The organism is Candidatus Dependentiae bacterium (genome assembly GCA_013821315.1).
Lineage (GTDB): Bacteria > Babelota > Babeliae > Babelales > Babelaceae > JACDHA01.
In genome coordinates this window covers 1-2387 of sequence record JACDHA010000053.1, presented here as the reverse complement: position 1 = coordinate 2387, position 2387 = coordinate 1, and the positions used below count along the sequence as shown (strand labels likewise).

At 35.3% G+C, this 2387-nt stretch carries 4 protein-coding genes and 1 pseudogene; 3 read left to right on the top strand and 2 right to left on the bottom strand.

The genetic code is table 11. The annotated features are described in order from the left end of the window. A pseudogene (locus H0X48_06945) lies at positions 1–304 on the top strand (GNAT family N-acetyltransferase). Here H0X48_06945 and H0X48_06940 read toward each other — a convergent pair. Beyond that, positions 276–572, bottom strand: coding sequence for a hypothetical protein (locus H0X48_06940; protein MBA3955026.1), 297 nt, complete (start codon positions 570–572; stop codon positions 276–278). The pseudogene H0X48_06945 and the gene H0X48_06940 sit on opposite strands and share 29 nt — an antisense overlap. A 91-nt stretch (positions 573–663) precedes the next feature. Between H0X48_06940 and H0X48_06935 the strand changes: the two genes are divergently transcribed. Together H0X48_06935 and H0X48_06930 are read left to right on the top strand one after the other, a co-directional pair. Then, complete coding sequence (locus H0X48_06935) at positions 664–1083, top strand: hypothetical protein (protein ID MBA3955025.1); 420 nt, start codon at positions 664–666, stop codon at positions 1081–1083. A 158-nt stretch (positions 1084–1241) separates the two neighbouring features. After that, on the top strand, positions 1242–1643 hold the full coding sequence (locus H0X48_06930; GenBank protein MBA3955024.1) for a hypothetical protein: 402 nt from the start codon (positions 1242–1244) through the stop codon (positions 1641–1643). Here the strand turns inward: H0X48_06930 and H0X48_06925 are convergent. After that, on the bottom strand, positions 1640–2365 hold the full coding sequence (locus H0X48_06925; GenBank protein MBA3955023.1) for a hypothetical protein: 726 nt from the start codon (positions 2363–2365) through the stop codon (positions 1640–1642). The genes H0X48_06930 and H0X48_06925 overlap by 4 nt on opposite strands. Between the last annotated feature and the right edge of the window lie 22 nt (positions 2366–2387).

Below are 2387 nucleotides of genomic sequence, written 5' to 3'. Positions count from 1 at the left end.
CACTAGTGCTTAAAGATGAGCATGACAGTGTTTGTGGTATTTTAACTGCTTATACTGCTTTTGCTGAAGTGTATATTGAAGACTTATGGGTTAAGAAAACATGTCGTGGTAAAGGCTATGGCAAGAACTTGAAACCTGTTTTAAAGGCAAAGGCTTTAATAATATTAACTTAGTGACAAGTGCATTTCAGGCACCAGAATTTTATAAAAAATGTGGTTTCACGCTTAAATTCATAAGAGAAAATAGTAAGAACTCTCAGTTCACTAAATATTTTTTTATACTGTTTCTTCTCTGTTGCTATTGATTAACGAAGAAAGTATATGGTCTTGCCAGGTGCCATTTAAGCATAAATAGTCTCGTGTTGTTTCTAAGCTAGGTCCAGCAGTTAAAGAGATCAACGAAAAGACAGAGCTTAAAATTGAATTTAGTTTTACAAAAGAAGAGCAACTATGCCACTTTAAGCAGTATGTTATTAAACAAAAAGAAGAGAAACCTGCAGTAGATACAATAACACCTGCTCGTAAGATACCTACTTGGCAAACGCAGCTAACCCAATATGGCCTTACTGACATTGATATCATAAGCATAGAGCAGAAGTATAAACCAAAAGAGATAGAGCATAAGCTAGAACTCCTTGAGAAATATAAGCAAGATGTTAAAAACATGACAGCCTGGTTGCTTAAAGCATTTGATGAAAATTGGACATCAGCAAGTTATGCTGCTCAATTAAAAGCTGAAGAGAGGCGCAAAGAGCTGCTACGCAAGCAGGAAGAACAACGTAGAAGGGGAAGGCTGCTCACAGATTTAGCTTTGCAGCATGGCGCGTTTAAGTTTGCTAAAGCACATAGTATTTATGCAGGGCTTCCAGAAAAGTTTAAAATTATGCTTGATAATCAGTTTAAACCCTGGTTGGAAGAAAAATACAAAAAAGCAGGTCAGTTTAAACTAAAAGAAGAGTTTTATCGTAATATATTTTTAGCTCAAGAACTACTTGATACTCAAGATCTTAATTTTATCCAGTGGACAGCAATTCAAGGGCATATACTTGAACCTCATGGTAAACAGTATCGTTTTAAAGAGTAGTACTACTCTATTTGCTAGCATATTTACAAAAAGAGAGCTTAACTCATGATTAACTTTCATAAACTAATTATTTTTATACCCTTCTTTTAACTGTTTCCAATAGTCTTAGCTCTCTTGTCTCCTTACAAGATCTGGCAGCTGCTAAAACTATAGAAGGGTTGCTTTCTCAAACATCTCAACAAAAGTTTTCTGCTGTTATTTCTAGCATGCCTCAACAAATACAACAAAAGCTTAAAGGCAAAATGCTAGAAAAATATAAAGATACTTTAAGTAAAGCTACGTTTATTCAACCCAAAAAGTTTAAATGCCATACTGGTTCTGTAGAATCGGTAGCATTTAGCTCTTGTGGTAAGTATGCTTTAACCGGTTTGGATGATGATACTGCTAGGCTATGGAATTTAGCCACAAGTGTTGTTATAAGAAAGCTTAAAGGTCATACTCGGTCTGTAACATCAGTAGCAATTAGTCGTTGTGGTAATTATGCTTTAACTGGATCAGCTGACCATACTGCTCGCTTATGGGATTTATCTACAGTTCCTAATAATACTGGCAATTATTAATCGACATTTGATATTGTTGTAGCTCGGTTATAAAGTATTTTCCCATCTAACAAGGCATTTAAATTGATGTTTTTAAGATATTTATCAAAGAAAGACACTATAAATTCTTTAACTATTTTAAGGTTATTCATCTCTTGTTCATAATCAGTTGCCATACTTGTTAACATAAAATAATCGCTAAAAGTCATATGATGTGCTTTCCATTGCACTTCATACATATCATTTCGGGCATTTTGACGGACTTTCGCTACTTCTTCTTTCATTTTAGAAAGTACTGCACTGAGATCAAAAGCAGGTGTGTCAGTATCATCTTTTGAAAATGTGCCATGCTGACTGTTGTACATAATCATAAGTGGTTTTTCGTATGGGGCTATCTGCTCATCAGGGTTCAATAACGGTTTAAATAATCCATCAAGTGCGATAACTGCCTTAACACGAGAATCTTTTTGACCAAGTTCTAGTACAGCTGCAGCACCAAGCGAATGGCCCATAGCGCCTATAGCGGATAAATTGAGTCTGTGGGTAAAGAGTCCTGTAAGATCATTTTTTTCAAGTTGTTCAATTTCATTAAGCACTAATTTCAAATCTTCGAGGCGTATTGCTGTTTCATCATACACTGGATCAAAAGGTGCTAATGTTGTAATACGACCATCTGGAAAGTCAATAGGATCACTTGTGTGGGTGTGTTTGACGCCAAATACAACATATCCGTGACTTGACAATTATTCTAAGATTGAAGTATAG

Bases quoted from the DNA above. Each gene is read 5' to 3' on its own strand.
- H0X48_06940 (MBA3955026.1), bottom strand. From the start codon at position 572: ATGTCAGTAAGGCCATATTGGGTTAGCTGCGTTTGCCAAGTAGGTATC.
- H0X48_06935 (MBA3955025.1), top strand. From the start codon at position 664: ATGACAGCCTGGTTGCTTAAAGCATTTGATGAAAATTGGACATCAGCA.